At 68.4% G+C, this 15,389-nt stretch carries 14 protein-coding genes; 10 read left to right on the top strand and 4 right to left on the bottom strand.

From position 1 onward, the window contains the following. The first annotated feature begins 85 nt into the window (after window positions 1–85). The 7 genes from GE300_RS06305 (at window position 86) to GE300_RS06275 (ending at window position 7,088) form a co-directional block, all read left to right on the top strand. The gene (locus tag GE300_RS06305; protein WP_154445708.1) at window positions 86–1,216 is read left to right on the top strand and encodes an amidohydrolase/deacetylase family metallohydrolase; all 1,131 of its coding nucleotides are present in this window, start codon (window positions 86–88) and stop codon (window positions 1,214–1,216) included. 216 nt (window positions 1,217–1,432) lie between these two features. Then, window positions 1,433–2,956, top strand: a complete 1,524-nt coding sequence (locus tag GE300_RS06300) for an ABC transporter substrate-binding protein (RefSeq protein ID WP_154445707.1) — start codon at window positions 1,433–1,435, stop codon at window positions 2,954–2,956. Between the two features lie 10 nt (window positions 2,957–2,966). After that, entirely contained in the window at window positions 2,967–3,914 is a 948-nt protein-coding gene (locus GE300_RS06295) for an ABC transporter permease (protein ID WP_325063130.1), read from the top strand. Beyond that, complete coding sequence (locus tag GE300_RS06290) at window positions 3,911–4,762, top strand: ABC transporter permease (RefSeq protein WP_154445706.1); 852 nt, start codon at window positions 3,911–3,913, stop codon at window positions 4,760–4,762. Before GE300_RS06295 ends, GE300_RS06290 begins: the two co-directional genes overlap by 4 nt. 7 nt (window positions 4,763–4,769) lie before the next feature. Then, complete coding sequence (locus GE300_RS06285) at window positions 4,770–5,726, top strand: ABC transporter ATP-binding protein (protein ID WP_154445705.1); 957 nt, start codon at window positions 4,770–4,772, stop codon at window positions 5,724–5,726. Next, on the top strand, window positions 5,690–6,709 hold the full coding sequence (locus tag GE300_RS06280; protein WP_325063129.1) for an ABC transporter ATP-binding protein: 1,020 nt from the start codon (window positions 5,690–5,692) through the stop codon (window positions 6,707–6,709). The genes GE300_RS06285 and GE300_RS06280 overlap by 37 nt, the downstream gene beginning before the upstream one ends. A 109-nt stretch (window positions 6,710–6,818) precedes the next feature. After that, the gene (locus GE300_RS06275; protein ID WP_154445704.1) at window positions 6,819–7,088 is read left to right on the top strand and encodes a hypothetical protein; all 270 of its coding nucleotides are present in this window, start codon (window positions 6,819–6,821) and stop codon (window positions 7,086–7,088) included. A gap of 270 nt (window positions 7,089–7,358) precedes the next feature. Here GE300_RS06275 and GE300_RS22875 read toward each other — a convergent pair whose 3' ends face one another. After that, complete coding sequence (locus GE300_RS22875; RefSeq protein WP_233416816.1) at window positions 7,359–7,919, bottom strand: response regulator; 561 nt, start codon at window positions 7,917–7,919, stop codon at window positions 7,359–7,361. A 280-nt stretch (window positions 7,920–8,199) separates the two neighbouring features. Here GE300_RS22875 and GE300_RS06265 point away from each other — a divergent pair, with 280 nt between their 5' ends. Further along, window positions 8,200–11,307, top strand: coding sequence for a CheR family methyltransferase (locus tag GE300_RS06265; protein ID WP_154445703.1), 3,108 nt, complete (start codon window positions 8,200–8,202; stop codon window positions 11,305–11,307). Here GE300_RS06265 and GE300_RS06260 read toward each other — a convergent pair whose 3' ends face one another. Next, window positions 11,308–12,486 (bottom strand): DNA topoisomerase IB, encoded by a 1,179-nt coding sequence (locus GE300_RS06260; protein ID WP_233416815.1) that lies wholly within the window; start codon window positions 12,484–12,486, stop codon window positions 11,308–11,310. It lies immediately after the preceding gene. 185 nt (window positions 12,487–12,671) lie between these two features. On the opposite strand from GE300_RS06260, the gene GE300_RS06255 reads away from it, so the two are divergent. Together GE300_RS06255 and GE300_RS06250 are read left to right on the top strand one after the other, a co-directional pair. After that, a complete protein-coding gene (locus GE300_RS06255; RefSeq protein WP_154445702.1) occupies window positions 12,672–13,175 on the top strand; it encodes a YciE/YciF ferroxidase family protein in 504 nt (167 codons plus the stop codon). A gap of 234 nt (window positions 13,176–13,409) precedes the next feature. Beyond that, on the top strand, window positions 13,410–13,577 hold the full coding sequence (locus tag GE300_RS06250; protein WP_154445701.1) for a hypothetical protein: 168 nt from the start codon (window positions 13,410–13,412) through the stop codon (window positions 13,575–13,577). A gap of 33 nt (window positions 13,578–13,610) precedes the next feature. Here the strand turns inward: GE300_RS06250 and GE300_RS06245 are convergent, their stop codons facing one another. Both GE300_RS06245 and GE300_RS06240 read right to left on the bottom strand, forming a co-directional pair. Beyond that, complete coding sequence (locus GE300_RS06245; protein ID WP_154445700.1) at window positions 13,611–14,372, bottom strand: TIGR04290 family methyltransferase; 762 nt, start codon at window positions 14,370–14,372, stop codon at window positions 13,611–13,613. Continuing rightward, window positions 14,369–15,373, bottom strand: a complete 1,005-nt coding sequence (locus GE300_RS06240; protein WP_154445699.1) for a UDP-glucuronic acid decarboxylase family protein — start codon at window positions 15,371–15,373, stop codon at window positions 14,369–14,371. Before GE300_RS06240 ends, GE300_RS06245 begins: the two co-directional genes overlap by 4 nt. Between the last annotated feature and the right edge of the window lie 16 nt (window positions 15,374–15,389).

Raw genomic sequence — 15,389 nt, 5'->3', positions numbered from 1 at the left:
TCGGTCAAGGGTGCTCAGGGCAGCAACGCCGGGTCGGATCGCAGGGCCGGGCGGCGGTCGGCGCAAGCGTCGGAGAGGTGCGGCGATGGGCGGTGATCTGGTCCTGCGCGGCGGACGCGTGATCGATCCGGCCGAGAACGTCGACCGGATCGCGGATGTCGTGATCGCCGGCGGCCGGATCGCCGGGCTGGATGCGGACGTGCCGGCCGGCGCCGAGACTGTCGACGTGTCGGGGGCGATCGTCACCCCGGGCCTGATCGACCTTCATACCCATGTCTACTGGGGCGGCACCTCGCTCGGCGTGGATCCCGGCGCATACGCGCTGAAGTCGGCGAGCACGCTGCTGGTCGACGCCGGCAGCGCCGGGCCGGGGAACTACCGCGGGTTCGCGCGCCATGTCATCGCGCCGGCGTTCCCGCGCGTGCTTGCCTATCTGCACGTCAGCTTTGCGGGGATCTACGCCTTCTCCTCGCGGATCATGGTCGGCGAAAGCCACGACATGCGGCTGATGGCGGCGCGCGACGCCGCGGAGGTGGCGCTGGAGCACGCCGATACCGTCGTCGGCATCAAGGTCCGGGTCGGCGCCAATGCAAGCGGGCCGTCGGGGATCGCACCGCTGGACGTGGCGATGGACGTCGCCGCGGAAACCGGCCTGCCGCTGATGGTCCACATCGACGAGCCGCCGCCCAGCTACGCCGAGGTCGTCGCGCGGCTGCGCCCGGGCGACGTGCTGACGCACTGTTTCCGGCCGTTTCCAAACGCGCCGGTGGACGGGCAGGGCCAGATCCGCCCCGAGATCCTTGCGGCGCGCGAGCGCGGCGTGCTGTTCGACATCGCCCACGGCAAGGGTTCATTCTCGTGGAAATCGGCGCGGGCGATGCTGGCGAAGGGGTTCCGGCCCGACGTCATCTCTTCGGACGTGCACGCGCTGAACATCGACGGCCCGGTGTACGACAACCTGCACGTGATGACGAAGTTCCTCGCGCTGGGCTGGTCGCTGCCCGAGGTGGTCGAGGCGGCCAGCGCGGCACCGGCGCGCGCGCTGGGCCTGACCGAGTTCGGCCACCTGCGGGCCGGGGCGGCAGGCGATGTGAGCGTGTTTCGCGAGGCCGGGGGTCCGATCGAACTTGAGGACGTGCGCGGCGATCTGGTGCCGTTCGACCGCCGGCTGTCGCCAGTGGGCATCGCCGTCGGCGGGGAATGGCGCGCGGCATGACGCCGCCGCCGGCCATCATTGCGCTCGCCGCGCGCCTCGGGGGAACGGCATGAGCTGTTGCCCAGACCTATCCGGACAGCGCGCCGTCGTCAGCGGCGGCAGCGCAGACGGTCTATTTCGCGTCCGACGCGGCGCGGGTCATGACGGGCGCCAGCCTGGTCATCGACGGCGGCCAGACCTGCCGCTGACGCAAGCAGAACAAAGGGAGGAAGTGCGATGAAGCTGACGAAATTCCTGAGTGGCGCCGCGGTCCTGGCGTTGATGGCCACGCCACTGTCGGCGCAGACGCTGCGCTACGCGACGATCGGCGAGCCGCCGAGCCTGGACTCGCAGATGGGCACCGCCACCCTGGCCTCGACCATCTCGCAGCACATGTTCGAGACGCTGTACGCGTTCGATGCGTCGAATGCGCCGCAGCCCTACCTGGTGACCGGCGAGGAAATTTCCGAGGACGGCAAGACCATCACGCTCAACCTGCGCGAGGGCGTGCTTTTCCACGACGGCGACACGATGACGGCCGAGGACGTCGCCGCCTCGCTGACCCGATGGGCCGAGTATGGCTCGCGCGGCAAGCTGCTGGGCCTGGAAAGCGCCGAGGCGACGGGCGAGCTGGAGGTGACGCTCACCCTGTCGGCGGTGAACGGTGCGTGGAAGAGCATCCTGGCGTTCGTCAACGGCGGGCCGGTGATCTATCCGGCCGAGATCGTCTCGGAAGCCGGGGGCGAGCCGATCGCGGCAGAGAACTACATCGGCACCGGGCCCTACAAGTTCGGCGAGCTGCGTCCGAACCGCCACGTGGAACTGGTCCGGTTCGACGACTTCACGCCGAACGAGGCCGAAAGCGACGGCGCCGCGGGCAAGCGCGTCGCCAACTTCGAGGCGCTTCGCTTCATTCCCGTGCCGGACGTCGGCACCCGCGTTAGCGGGGTGCAGGCCGGCGACTACGACTATGCCGAATACATATCGGGCGACCTGTACGGGATGGTCAGGGACGACGACTCGATCCAGGTCAAGATCAGCGCCGCGCCGATCTTCGGGCTGATGTTCATGAACTCCGAGGAAGGGCCGCTTGCCGAAAACATCAAGCTGCGGCAGGCGATCATGGCCGCGCTGGACAACGAGCAGGCGCTGCAGGTCTCGGTCGGCGAGCCGGAGCTGTACGAGGCGACCGGCGCGTTCTTCGCCGAGGGCAACATCTGGCACACCAAGGCGGGCACCGAGGCCTACAGCCAGGGCGACCCGGCGAAGGCCAAGACCCTGGCCGAGGAAGCCGGCTATGACGGCACCCCGATCAAGCTGCTGGTGTCGACCAACTACAAGGCGCATTTCGACGACGCCAGCGTTTTCACCCGGCAGCTGGCCGACGCCGGCATCAACGTGCAGATGGTCGTCGTCGACTGGGCGACGCTGCTGACGCTGCGGGGCCAGCCGGCCGAATGGGACATGTTCATGACCCACCACGGCACGGTACCGGACCCGGTGCTGCTGACGGTGATGAACGACAGCTATCCCGGCTGGTGGCAGACCGACGAGAAGCGCGACCTGGTGGCGGAGTTCACCGGCACCTCGGATCTCGCGGCGCGGCAGGCGACCTGGGAGAAGCTGCAGGCGCTGATCTACGAGCAGCTTCCGGTGATCAAGGTCGGCAACCTCTACTCCTTCGACATCGCCTCGCCACAGCTGACGACGCAATGGGAGCAGGCCCCGGCATTCCCGTACTTCTGGGGCGCCTCGAAATAGGTCCGGACAGGTGGGACGATACGTTCTGAGAAGGACCGGCGCGGCGATCGCAACCCTGATCGCCGCGTCCATCGTCATCTTCGCCTTCATCCACCTGATCCCGGGCGATCCGGTCTACGTGATGCTGGGTGACGGCGCCACGCCCGAGCAGGTGGCCCGGTTGCGCAACCGTCTCGGCCTCGACGAGCCGCTGGTGTTCCAGTACCTGATCTGGGCCGGCAGTGCCCTACAGGGCGACCTGGGACAGTCGATCTTCTTCGAGACGCCGGTGACCCAGGTGATCGCGGAAGGCGCGGAAACCTCGATCCTGCTGGCGGTGATCACGATGTTCTGGATCGTGGCTTTCGGGGTGCCGGTGGGCATCCTCGCCGCGATCCGCCAGGGGACCTGGATCGACCAGGGGCTTTCGGGGCTTGCGATGCTGCTGGCGTCGGTGCCGACATTCTGGGTCGGGCTGTACCTGATCCTGATCTTCGCCGCCGGCCTCGGCTGGTTTCCAAGCTCGGGGTTTCCGTCGGTGTTCGACGACGGCGGCCTTTACAACCTGCGGTACCTGATCCTGCCCAGTCTCGCGCTGGCCGCGCCGAATGCCGCGCTGATCCTGCGCCTGACGCGCGCCTCGATGCTGGATGTCGCGCGCGAGGACTACGTGCGCACGGCACGGGCGAAGGGCATACCGCCGTACCGCGTGGTGCTGCGCCACATCCTGCGCAACGCGCTGCTGGCGGTGGTTTCGGCCTTCGGCTTCACCTTCGCCGCGCTGATCTCCGAGGCGGTCGTCACCGAGACGGTGTTCGCGCTGCCCGGTATCGGCCGCACCGTGGTGCAGTCGATCCTGCGGCGCGACTACCCGGTGATCCAGGGGGTGATCCTGGTCATCGTGTGCCTCTACCTGATCATCAACCTGCTGGTGGACCTGTCCTACCGCTTCCTCGATCCGAGGGTGGAACTGGAATGAGACAGTTGCTGCTCACCTGGACGCGCCCCGCCGTCTCGCGGCCGATGACCGCGGTCGGCGTGCTGTTCCTGCTGACGATCGTGATCTTCGCCGCAGCCTCGCCGTGGATCGCGCCCTACCCGCCGGACCTGATCGACCCGGTCAACCGTCTGCAGCCTCCCGGTCCGGGTCACCTCCTGGGCACCGATCACTTCGGCCGGGACACCTTCAGCCGCATCGTCTACGGCGCCCGCCTGGCGCTGCTGATCGGCGTCGGCGTGGTCCTGTTCGCGCTGGCGACCGGCGTGCCGATCGGCGTGCTCTCGGCGCTGTTCCCGGCGCTGGGCGTGGTGCTGATGCGGATGGTCGACGTGCTGATGTCGTTCCCGTCACTGCTGCTGGCGCTGGGCCTGATCGTGATCCTGGGGCAGGGCGTGTTCAACGCGATCCTGGCGATCGGCCTGATCTACCTGACGACGACCGCGCGCATCGTCTACGGCGTCGCGTTGCGCCTGAAGGCCGAGCCGTACGTCGAGGCGGCGCGCAGCGCGGGCGCCGGCACCTGGTGGATCGTCACCCGGCACATACTGCCCAACATGATCTCGCCGCTGCTGGTCCAGGCCAGCTTCGTGTTCGCCTTCGCGCAGCTTGGCGCGGCGTCGCTGGACTTCCTGGGGCTGGGCGCACCGCCGGAGATCCCGTCCTGGGGCAACATGCTGGCGGAATCGCGGATCTACATCACCCGCGCCTCGTGGCTGCTGCTCTGGCCGGGGCTGATGATCGTGCTGACGGCGTTCTCGCTGAACCTCGTCGGCGATGCGCTGCGGGACCGGATGGACCCGCGGTTCCGCGAAATGATGCGCAGGTGAGGCCGCAATGCTGAACGTCGACAACCTCGTCGTGTCGCTGCGGAACGGCCCCCAGATCCTGCGCGGCGTGTCGTTCGGGATCGAACCGGGAGAGATCCTTGCCCTGGTGGGCGAGTCCGGTTCGGGCAAGAGCATGACCTCGCTGGCGCTGATGGGGCTGCTGCCGCCGGCGCTGGCGATCACCGGCGGCACCGTGTCGCTTGGCGGCACCGAGATCACGCATCTGGCGCCGCACCAGCGCGTGCGCCGGAACTGCGGCAAGGTGGCAATGGTGTTCCAGGAGCCGATGACCTCGCTCAACCCCGTGCTGCGCATCGGCGAGCAGATCGGCGAGGCGGTCCGCGTGCACGACCCGGACGCCGTGCCCGCGGACCGCGCGAAGGAACTGCTGGACATGGTCCGCATCCCCGACGCCGCGCACCAGCTTTCGGCCTATCCGCACGAGTTGTCGGGTGGCATGCGGCAGCGGGTGATGATCGCGATCGCGCTGGCCTGCCGCCCGCAGATCCTGATTGCCGACGAGCCGACGACGGCGCTGGACGTGACGGTGCAGCGCCAGGTGCTCGGGCTGATCCGCGACCTGTGCGACCGGCTGGGGGTGGGCGTGCTGTTCATCACGCACGATCTGGGCGTGGTCGCGCAGATGGCCGAGCGGGTGGCGGTGATGTACGCCGGCATGCTGGTCGAGCGCGCCGACGTCGGCCCGTTGTTCCGCGCGCCGCTGCATCCCTATACCGCGGGACTGATGGCCTGCCTGCCGGATCCAGAATCGGACGATCCGCTGCTGGCGACGATCCCGGGCGCCGCGCCGCGCGCCGGCGCCGTGCCCGACGGCTGCCCGTTCGCGCCCCGCTGCGTGCGCGCCGCATCGCGCTGCCGGTCCGGCGCCCTGCCGCTCGTGCACGGCGGCGAGGGGCATTCGGCGCGGTGCCACTTCCCGCTGACGGCGGCGGCAAGCGCATGAGTTCGGGCGACCGCATGAGCCCCGACCACGATCTCGTTCTCGACATCCGGGACCTGCGCAAGGTCTTCCGGGTCCGGCGCGGCGGCGCGGTTCACCCGGTGCACGCGGTCAACGGCATCTCGCTGGACGTGCGCCGGGGCGAGACGCTGGGCATCGTCGGCGAATCCGGCTGCGGCAAGTCCACGCTGGCGCGCGTGCTGCTCGGGCTTTCGGGCGCCGATGGCGGCAGCGTCGGCTACGAGGGGCAGGATCTGCTACGGCGGTCCCGGCGGGAGTTGACCGCCGTCCGCACCCGGATCCGCATGGTGTTTCAGGATCCGTATGCCTCGCTCAACCCGCGCCGCTCGGTGGGCGATTCGGTGGCCGAAGCCGGCGATCTGCACCGCATCTTCAAAAGCCGCCGAGAGCGGGCCGAGAAGATCGCCGAGGCGCTGGAGCGGGTGGGCCTGGGCGCGGACTTCGCGCGGAATTATCCGCACGAGCTGTCCGGCGGGCAGCGGCAGCGCGTCGGCATCGCCCGCGCGATCCTGCCGGAGCCGGACGTGGTGATCGCCGACGAGCCGGTCTCGGCGCTGGACGTCTCGATCCAGGCGCAGGTGCTCAACCTGCTGGCCGAGCTGAAACAGCGCCTGGGATTGACGCTGATGTTCATCAGCCACGACCTGGGCGTGGTTGCCAAGATCTCGGACCGGGTCGCCGTGCTCTACATGGGCGAGGTGGTCGAGATCGGCCCCGCCCGCGAGCTGTTCGTCGCGCCGCGGCACCCCTACACCGAGCTGCTGATCTCGGCGATTCCGCGTCCCGACCCGTCGATGCGGATCACCGGGGCGGTCGAGGTGAGCGAGCCGCCGAGCCGGCTGCGCCGCCAGGCCGGCTGCCCGTTCCGCGACCGCTGCCCGCGCGCGACCGGGCTGTGCGCCGATACGGCGCCCGAGTTGCGCAGCGTCGCGCCCGGGCGCCGCGTGTCCTGTCACCACGCCTGACGTCGGAGGGGGGCGCCTGCGCCCCGGAACCAGCGCAGCGGTCCTGCCGTTGAGGTCCTGAACGCGGGCCCTCGGGTGCGCCCTTACAGGTTGTCAAAGGAGAACGGCGATGACCACATCGCAGAGCACGACCGATCACGACACGATCCGCTCCTGGGCCGAAGAACGCGGCGGCAAGCCCGCCCGCGTCGAAGGCACCGACCCCGGTGGCATCCTGCGGATCGATTTCGGCGAACCGGAAGAACGGCTTGAGCCGATCGAATGGGAGGAATTCTTCCGCATCTTCGACCAGCGCAAGCTGGCGTTCCTGTACCAGGACAAGACCGAGTCGGGCGGTACAAGCCGGTTCAACAAGCTGATCGACCGCAACGGCAGCTGATGTCGACGCGCCGCGGGTGCGAAGACGCTGCCGATCGATCCGCGATTCTGGCCGGTGGGTCGGCCCCGCGCGGATTGCCGCGCTGTGGCGACCGGGTTTGGCACATTCCTTGCTGGCGGTGATGCGGGCGCGGCACGTTCGGAGCCGCTGCCAGCCTGATCCCGTCGGGTTCCCAGGTGCGGGAAACACGCGCCGGACAGTGGTCGCCGCAACCGGCGATCGACAGTGTGGTCAGTCTGACAGGAAAATGACCGGAGATGCGGCAGACCGCTAGCAGCGCGCTCGCGAACCGTCTTCTTCGTGCGCGATCTGCATCATCAGGCCGATCAGCCAGACCGGGGCCGAGACCCGCCGCGGCCGTTCCGCGTGCCGCGCGATCGCGGCCTCGAGCGTCCGTTCGACCAGTCGGTCGGCGGCCTCGACGCCGTGACGCAGCAGGCGCGCCGCCAGGCGCAAGTTCGGCAGGTGCTGGTAGACTTCGCCGCCATCGGCCGCGACGTAGAGCGACGCCGGAAGCGGCTTGGACAGCTTTTCGGCGATCTGGAACCGGTCCGGAAGGTTCTCGCAACCGTAGCCGGTGTAGAACACGAACGGAACGTCGATCCGCGTGAACAGGTCCGCCAGCGGGAAGACCTTCCGCCCGCGAAGATTCACGTCCAGCACGGCCGCGTCCGCATATGCGGCGTGGGCCAGCGCCCGTTCGAGCGTCGGGAACGGTCCCACGATCCTGGCGCCGGCTTCCGAGAAGAACTCCGCAAGATCACTGGCGAGGATGAAGTCATCCTCGGCGATCAGAAGGCGGTGCCCCCGAATATCGGTGAGCTTGTTCACGGGTCTGCAATGCATGTGCATGTAACGTGCTGCGTCCGCGGAAGTTCCCGCAGGCGAAAGTGAAGGCTTGTGCGCGGGACCAACTACGGCCGATCTTCGCCGACCGCCGGGGCGCCGGGATTTCCGGCGGCACTGTCGGGCCCCAGCACTGCCGCCGAACGACGGCCGGCACCGCCGCGCAGGCAGCCGGCACCTGCCGCGAACGCGCCGCACGCAGGCATCGCCTCGGGTCCCGAAACAACCAATTGTTGAGCCATGTTGACGCGCGTATGCTCCGCGAATGACATCGCAGAATCGCCTCGTCGTTGGCATTGGCGCATCGGCTGGAGGCATCCCGGCACTGGAAGGCTTTTTCCACGCGCTGCCCGGCGACAGCGGGATGGCGTTCGTCATCGTCACGCACCTGAGCCCGGACCGCAGAAGCCAGTTGCACGAGATCATCGGCCGGCTCGCGCCCATCCCGGTCCGTGCGGCCGAAGACGGTGCGCAGGTGCGGGCGGACCATGTCTACGTGATGCCGGAAGGCAAGGTGCTGACGATCAGCGGCGGGCGGCTGTGCCTGAGCGATGACGATCCGATGCAACGTGAACGCAAGCCGATCGACGTGTTCTTCGCCTCGCTGGCCGAGGATCAGCGCGAACATGCCGTGGGGATCGTGTTGTCGGGCGGCGACTCGGACGGCACGCTCGGGGTGAAGGCGATCAAGGCGCGCGGTGGCATCACCATGGCGCAGGTGCGCGACGGATCCGGGCCGCGCAACCCGCAGATGCCGGAAAGCGCCCTGGCAAGCGGGTTCATCGACTTTGCCGAGCCGGTCGAGCACATGGCCGAGCGGCTGCTGCAGATCCAGCGCGGCGCCGATCCGCTGGTCGCGCTTGCCGACGGCGCCGGCGACCGGCAGGCGGATGAGATCGAGGAGCTTGCCCAGGCAACGATCTCGCGGCTGCTGCACAGCCAATCGGGCCACGACTTTTCCGGCTACAAGCGGCGGACCTTCATGCGGCGCGTCGCCCGGCGGATGAAGGTGGTGCAGGCCGGTACGCTCGACGCCTATGTCCAGAAACTTCGCGAGGAACCCGCCGAGGTGCTGGCGCTGTTCCGCGACATGCTGATCAGCGTCACCGATTTCTTCCGCGACTGCGAGGCGTTCCAGGCGCTCGACACCAGCGTGCTGCCCCGGCTTTTCGAGAGCCGCGGCGCCGGCGACACGATCCGCGTCTGGGTGCCGGGCTGCGCCACCGGAGAAGAGGTGTATTCGCTGGCCATCCTGCTGCGCGAACGGATGGACGGGCCGGACCCGGCGCCGAACGTGCAGATCTTCGCCACCGACATCGACGAGGAAGTGCTCGCGGTGGCGCGCGCCGGACGTTACCCCGAGGCGTTGCTGAGAAACGTCGCGCCCGAGAGGCTGGAGCGTTTCTTCCGCCGCGAGGGCGGCAGCTATGTGGTCCGCAAGGAGATCCGCGACCTGTGCGTGTTCGCGCCGCACAGCGTGATATCCGACCCGCCGTTCTCGCGCATCGATCTGGTCTCGTGCCGGAACCTGCTGATCTATCTTGGCGGCACGCTGCAGAACCAGGTGATCCCGACCTTCCACTATGCGCTCAGGCCCGGCGGTTTCCTGTTCCTGGGCACCTCCGAAGGGGTCAGCCGGCACGACGATCTGTTCGCCCCCGTCGACAAGAAGCACCGCATCTTCCAGAGTCGGGATCACGGCGGCCGGCTCAGGCGGCTGCCGATCGCGATCAACCGCGCCGAGGACCGCTCCGGCGTGCAGCCCGCGGGCCGGGAACGGCTCGACCGCGCCGGGCTGCGGCTGCGCCAGCGGATCGAGGCGCAGGTGCTGGAGCGGCATTCCCCGGCCCATGTCGTGGTCGCCCAGGACGAGGAAATCGTCTTCTTCTCGTCGAACACCGGGCGCTATCTGACCATGCCCCGCGGCGCGCCGCACCGGAAACTGTTCGACCTGGCGCGGCGCGAACTTCGCGCGGACCTGAGGGCCGGGCTGCGCCAGGCGTTGGAGACCGGGCTGCCGGCAAGGCGGCAGGTGCCGATGTTCGAGCGCGAAGGCGACGCCGCCGGCCTGGTCGATCTGACCGTCGAGCCGCTGTCCGGCCACGGCGGCAGCGAGGCGCTGTATCTGGTGCTGTTCACGCCGCTGGGGCAGGGACGGCCGCCGGAGCCGGACCCGGCGCGCGATCCCGACGCCGCCTCCCGGGACGCCAGCGCAGCCGAGACGGAAGAACTGCACGGTCTTCGCGACCGGCTGCAATCGACGATCGAGGAGTACGAGACCGCGATCGAGGAACTGAAGGCCTCGAACGAGGAACTGGTTTCGGTGAACGAGGAGGCGCAATCGAGCAATGAGGAACTCGAGGCCTCGAAGGAGGAGATGCAGTCGCTCAACGAGGAGCTGACGACGATCAACGCCGAGCTGGCCACCAGCGTGGACGAACTGGACCGCGCGAACACGGATCTCACGAACCTTTACGCGGCGACCGAGATCGCGGTGGTGTTCCTCGACCGGGATCTGGTGATCCGCAATTTCACCCCGGCCGCGGCCCGGTTCTTCAACATGCGCGAGGCGGATATCGGCAGGCCGCTGACGGACCTTTCCGGCGCGCTGCAGTTTCCGGATCTGGAAGAGCAGGTCCGGCAGGTGTTCACCTCCGGCCAGCGGCAGGAGCACCGCCTGTCACCCGACGGCGACGGCCGGCACTGTCTGGTACGGCTGATGCCCTACCGGACCCGCGACGAAGGCGTCGGCGGCGTCGTCGTCACCATCGTCGACATCTCCAGTCTTGCGTGGGCGGAAGAGCAGCAGCAGGTCCTGATCTCGGAGCTGAACCACCGGGTCAAGAACATGCTTTCCGTGGTCATCAGCATCGTCAACAACACCCGCCGGATGACCAGCAGCCCCGAGGAATTCTCGGACACGTTGATCAAACGCCTGCACGGCATGGATCTGGCCTATTCGCTTCTTGCCCGGTCGGACTGGACGCAGGTGTCGATCGACGCCCTGATCCGAACACAGGCCGAGATCTACGGCGCGCAGCGGGTCCACGCACGCGGCCCCGATGTCACGCTGGCGCCGCAGCAGGCATTGTCGCTTGGCATGGTGGTCCACGAGATGACGACGAACGCCGCGAAGTACGGGGCGCTGTCGAACGAAAAGGGCCGCGTCGACATCGTCTGGTCGGTCGAGGACGGCCAGGTGCATCTTGCGTGGACCGAAACCGGCGGGCCCGAGGTGCGCGCGCCGGTCGACAAGGGCTTCGGATTCATCCTGATGGAAGGGCAGACGAAGTTCCAGATGGACGGCGATATCGACATCGACTTTCCGCCAGAGGGCGTCGTGCTGAAACTGAATTTCCCGATCGGCGGCTGATCAACGGCCGCCGCCGCGTTCGAGAAAGGCGATCAGCCGTCCCTCGTGCGCGCGCAGCCCGCTCAGTTCCACCGGTCTCAACCGGTCGAGGCGCGTCACGCGATCGCCCGCGGACATGTCGGCGAGCGCGATCACGGCGGGATGGATATAGCTGTTCCGCGCGACGGTGGGCGTGTTTCCCAGGCGCTCGGACGCGGCTTCGGCAAGCTCGGCGATGCCGATTTCCCCCGCCGCCATCGCCGCGAGGAAAGCGGCGTAGGTGCCGTTCCACGTGCGGAAGGTCTTGGCGGTGACGCCGTCGCCGCAGATCTCCTCAAGGGCTGCATTCACTTCCTCGGACCGGACCGCATGGCAGGCGCCGTCCTCTGCCTGCCACGAGATCAGTCCGGCGCCAGGCAGATCCTGGACCTTGTGCAGCGCCGCCTGCAGGCGCGAGCCGTGCAGGCGGCAGACGACAGGCTGCCCGCCCTTGCCGGGAAAATCCAGTTCCACACCGTTGCCGTCGAAGCGCGCGTGCTTGCCCAGCAGCGTGGTCGCACCGAAGCTCCTGTTCTCGCGCGCATAGGCGGCGCTGCCGATACGGATCGCCGCCCGGTCCAACAGGGCCAGCACCGCCGCCAGCGCCAGCTCGCGCGATCCGCCGTCGGCCTGCAGCCCGGCCGTGATGCGGGCGCGCAGCCGGGGCAGGTTGCGACCGAAGCTTGCAAGTCCGTCGTACTTGCGCTGTGCGCGCATCGCCTGCCACGCCTCGTGGTAGCGGTACTGCTTGCGCCCGCGGGCGTCGCGCCCGGTGGCCTGCAGATGCCCGAGCGGCTTCGGCGTGATCCAGACCGATTCATATGCCGGCGGAACGGCGATCGAGGCGATCCTTGCCCGTTCCTGCGGGTCCCGGATCAGAACGCCGGTCGGAGAATAATAACTGAAGCCCTTGCCACGGCGGCGCCGCGCGATACCGGGGCGATCGTCCGGATAATAGACCAGCTCGGGAACCCTACGGGCCATCAGCCGCGCCCCCGGTATCGGGCGCCGTCGCGCCCGCGCTCCACGCTCTTGCCGCGCTTCGGCTGCGTCGCTGGCCATTCCGATCTCACCGCGGTCGATGTCCCTGCTCGTTTTGCCGATGCCCCGTGCCCGCCATCGGCAAAGCACTGGCGGCGGGCGCCGGCGCAATGCCGGCATCGAAACCTGGAGCCGCCAGCGTCTGGCGAAGTTCCCGCGCCGGCCTGTCAGCGCGGTTCCCCGGTCCGGGACGGGGTGCGGTCGCGGCCGCCGGAATATTCCCGGGAGCGGCTGGAACCTCTGACAGGCTGCGTTGTTTGCGGGGTTGTGCGCATCGCACATCAACGCTTTCAAGGAGACTGGACATGGCACTGCAAAATGGTGAGATCACCGATCTCAACGCGCTTTTCGTCCACACGCTGCGCGACATCTACTACGCGGAGAAGCAGATCGAGAAGGCGCTGCCGAAGATGATCGACAAGGTCAGCGCGGAACCCCTGCGCGAGGCGTTCCGGTCCCACCTCGAGGAAACCCACGAGCATGTCGCGCGGCTGGAGAAGGTATTCGACCTGATCGGCACCGAGGCGAAGGGCGTCGACTGCCCGGCCATCGACGGCATCATCGAGGAAGCGGAAGAGCTTTCCGGCGACGTCGGCACCTCCGAGGTGACGGACGCGGCGCTGGCCGCCGCCGCACAGGCGGTCGAGCACTACGAGATCTCGCGCTACGGGTCGCTGATCTGCTGGGCCAAGCAGCTGGGCGAGAGTAACAGTGCGGACGTTCTGAAAAAGACGCTTTCCGAAGAAAAGGCCGCCGACGACAAGCTCAACGATCTGGCGAAGGATCAGCTGAACGCTGCGGCGGCATGACGTAGCGGGCGCGGGCTGCCAAACCGCGGCTGCCCTTGCGCCGACGGCATTGCAGGTCCCGGGGGGCGGCCCGTTCCCCCGGGGCGCTCTGGGCCCGGTCTCGGCGGCCGGCTGGTCCTGCGCGGATCGCCGCCCTAAAATCGGCGGATTCCTCCGGCAGATCGACTCTGTCCGTGCGAAGCGGAGGCAGCGGTGATAGGAGACCTCGGTCGAAAGATCGGGCGAGGGCGGAAGATGATAGAGAAACAGACAATCGAGCCGCGGCAGACGGACGAGTTGGACGCGGCACTTGATCGGCAGCTGCGCGCAATCCAGAACGAAACCGTTCCCGAGCGACTGACGGATCTGGCGTTGGAGCTGCAGCGGCTGCTTCGTCTGCGGGCAAGTTCGCCGATCAAGTGAGCCGGCCGGCCTGACCCGCCGGCGCCCGGTCATCTAGCCCGCGATCCTGGGCGGCGCGGCGACCGTTTCGGGACGGACGGTCCGGGCGCACAGGTAGACCTCGCGCTCCGGCCGCTCGAGGATTTCGAACCCGGCGCTGCGCAGCATGGCTTCGACGGCCGCGGCGTTCGGGATGAACCAGTTGGTCGGATCCTGCGCGTAGCGGTGCTCGACGAAGTGCAGCTTGGGCCAGTCCGGGCGCTCGAAGACGCTCCATTCGCCGAAGGGATAGTCGGACCGCACCGGAGCCGCACCGTTCGCGCCGCGCTGCATGGACTGGAACAGAAGCCGGTCGGCGACGACATGTTCGTGCAGCAGGTCCAGCGCCAGCAGCGGGTGTCGCAGGTGGTAGAAGACGCCCATGAAGATCACCAGATCGAACCGCTGCCGCAGCTGGCCGACCTGATAGACGTTCAGTTGCTGGAAGTGGATTCGCCGGCCGACTTCGCCCGCCATCTCGGCCGCGAGCCGCGCCTGCTGCAGGTAGCGCGGGTCGCTGTCGATGGCGACCACCTGCCCGGCGCCGCGGCGGGCCATCTCCAGGCTGTAGAAGCCGGCGTTGCAGCCGATGTCGAGCACGCTGGCGCCCCCGAGGTCGTCGGGCAGAACATGGGCGAAGCCGCGCCACTTGAATGCCGGGTAATCCCCCAGGGGGTGGTCCGGTGCGGTCTCGATCCCGGCGATGCGCAGGTTGTGGAACCAGGGGCCCAGCGCGGCGATCCGCTGGGCGAGCCCGTCATCCGCGGGCCGGTTCATTCCGCTGCCGGCAGCGACTGCGCCGCGCCCTCCGGCGCCGCCGGAAACAGCTGGCTCTCGAACCAGGGGATGGTCTGGCGCAGCCCGTGTTCGAGCGCCACCTGCGGCCGCCACTCCAGCAGCTGCCCGGCAAGGGAGATGTCCGGCCGCCGCTTGCGCGGATCATCCTGCGGCAGCGGCCGGAACACCGGCTTGGCCGTCGTCGGAACCAGCCGGCGGATCAGGTTTGCCAGCTCCATGACCGTGAACTCGCCGGGATTGCCCAGGTTGACCGGCGTTTCCGGCGGCGCGGCACGTTCCATCAGCCGGATCAGCCCCTCGACCATATCCGAGACATAGCAGAAGCTGCGCGTCTGGCTGCCGTCGCCATAGATCGTCATCGGCCGGTTCTGCAGCGCCTGGCAGATCAGGTTGGACACGATCCGCCCGTCGTCCGGACACATCTGCGGGCCATAGGTGTTGAAGATCCGCGCCACCCGCACGTCCGCCGCGCCGGCGCGCAGGTGGTCGAAGCACAGGCTTTCGGCGGCGCGCTTGCCCTCGTCATAGCAGGCGCGGGTCCCGGTGCAGTTGACGTGGCCGACGTAGTCCTCTTTCTGCGGATGCATCTGCGGATCGCCGTAGACTTCGCTGGTCGAGGCCTGCACGAAGCGTGCGCTCTTGTCCCGCGCCAGCGCCAGCAGGTTCCTCGTACCCAGCACGTTGGTCAGCATCGTGTGTTCCGGGTCGGCCTGGTACTGCGGCGGCGAGGCCGGCGAGGCCAGGTTGTAGATCTGGTGCAGCCGCCCGTCGACGTGCAGTGGCTGCGCCACGTCGTTCTCGATCAGCCGGAATGCCGGATCGTCCAGAAAGCGCGCGATGTTGCCGCGCCGGCCGGTCAGGAAGCTGTCGACGCAGATCACCCGCGCCCCGCGCCCGAGCAGCTCGGCGCAGAGATGCGAGCCGATGAAACCGGCGCCGCCGGCGACGAGAACGGTCTTGCGAAACAATGACATTTCCATTCGTGCTCTCCAGCTT

The organism is Halovulum marinum, assembly GCF_009697225.1.
GTDB classification, from domain to species: Bacteria; Pseudomonadota; Alphaproteobacteria; order Rhodobacterales; family Rhodobacteraceae; genus Halovulum; species Halovulum marinum.
The sequence above is the reverse complement of the archived record's forward strand: the minus strand, read 5'-3'. Positions and strand labels throughout refer to the sequence as shown.

What these genes read in the sequence shown, in the direction of transcription:
- GE300_RS06305 (WP_154445708.1), top strand. Translation starts at nt 86, where the DNA reads ATGGGCGGTGATCTGGTCCTGCGCGGCGGACGCGTGATCGATCCGGCC.
- GE300_RS06285 (WP_154445705.1), top strand. Translation starts at nt 4,770, where the DNA reads ATGCTGAACGTCGACAACCTCGTCGTGTCGCTGCGGAACGGCCCCCAG.
- GE300_RS06260 (WP_233416815.1), bottom strand. Translation starts at nt 12,486, where the DNA reads ATGCCGGCATTGCGCCGGCGCCCGCCGCCAGTGCTTTGCCGATGGCGG.
- GE300_RS06265 (WP_154445703.1), top strand. Translation starts at nt 8,200, where the DNA reads ATGACATCGCAGAATCGCCTCGTCGTTGGCATTGGCGCATCGGCTGGA.
- GE300_RS06250 (WP_154445701.1), top strand. Translation starts at nt 13,410, where the DNA reads ATGATAGAGAAACAGACAATCGAGCCGCGGCAGACGGACGAGTTGGAC.
- GE300_RS06275 (WP_154445704.1), top strand. Translation starts at nt 6,819, where the DNA reads ATGACCACATCGCAGAGCACGACCGATCACGACACGATCCGCTCCTGG.
- GE300_RS06240 (WP_154445699.1), bottom strand. Translation starts at nt 15,373, where the DNA reads ATGGAAATGTCATTGTTTCGCAAGACCGTTCTCGTCGCCGGCGGCGCC.
- GE300_RS06290 (WP_154445706.1), top strand. Translation starts at nt 3,911, where the DNA reads ATGAGACAGTTGCTGCTCACCTGGACGCGCCCCGCCGTCTCGCGGCCG.
- GE300_RS06300 (WP_154445707.1), top strand. Translation starts at nt 1,433, where the DNA reads ATGAAGCTGACGAAATTCCTGAGTGGCGCCGCGGTCCTGGCGTTGATG.
- GE300_RS06255 (WP_154445702.1), top strand. Translation starts at nt 12,672, where the DNA reads ATGGCACTGCAAAATGGTGAGATCACCGATCTCAACGCGCTTTTCGTC.
- GE300_RS06245 (WP_154445700.1), bottom strand. Translation starts at nt 14,372, where the DNA reads ATGAACCGGCCCGCGGATGACGGGCTCGCCCAGCGGATCGCCGCGCTG.